Origin of the sequence: Morganella sp. GD04133 (assembly GCF_029835375.1) — a bacterium.
Classification (GTDB): Bacteria; Pseudomonadota; Gammaproteobacteria; order Enterobacterales; family Enterobacteriaceae; genus Morganella; species Morganella morganii_B.
Window position 1 is genome coordinate 1 of sequence record NZ_JAODZS010000112.1, and the last position, 556, is coordinate 556.

The window sequence follows — 556 nt, forward strand, 5'->3', positions numbered from 1 at the left end:
TCAAATCTGGAGCAAGGTCGGAATAGGCGCTGCGCCTGAAAATCTGGCGGCATTAAGCCTGTTGCAGGCAAGAAGCAATGTCAACATCACAGAGGCAAAAAATGCTGAGGAAATGACGCTGAGGGCGATGGAGGCCATACGGCAGCTGGACAAAGAGGATGATGCTAAATACTTCTATATGAACGCGCTCGGAGGCTCAGACCCGGCTTTGTTTCAGGCCATCCGAAGTGGTGAATATCAAAAGGCATTTGAGGAATATAAAGGCAAGTCTCTGTATACGCCTGAAATGGAATCCCAGGCGAAGCAGGTTAAAAAGCTCATGAGTGACCTGAATGCTGAAGCAAATAACTTTATGAATACCATGTATGTTAATTTCGCGCCTGACGTAATTTCAGGGCTCAAATCCCTTAATACATGGATTAGCGAAAATCGTGATGGCATTGTCGGCTTCTTTAAGGAGTGGACCGGAGTCATGGGTGATTTGGTCGATTCATTTGGTGGTATTGAAGAAGTACTGAAAGCGCTTGTGGCTTATAAAATCGGCGGTGTTTATGGA

At 45.9% G+C, this 556-nt stretch carries 1 protein-coding gene; it reads left to right on the forward strand.

The window, feature by feature from the left end; translation table 11 throughout:
- Window positions 1-556, forward strand: a 556-nt coding sequence (locus tag N7387_RS21370; protein WP_279800966.1) for a hypothetical protein, incomplete at both ends; no start/stop codon positions are given.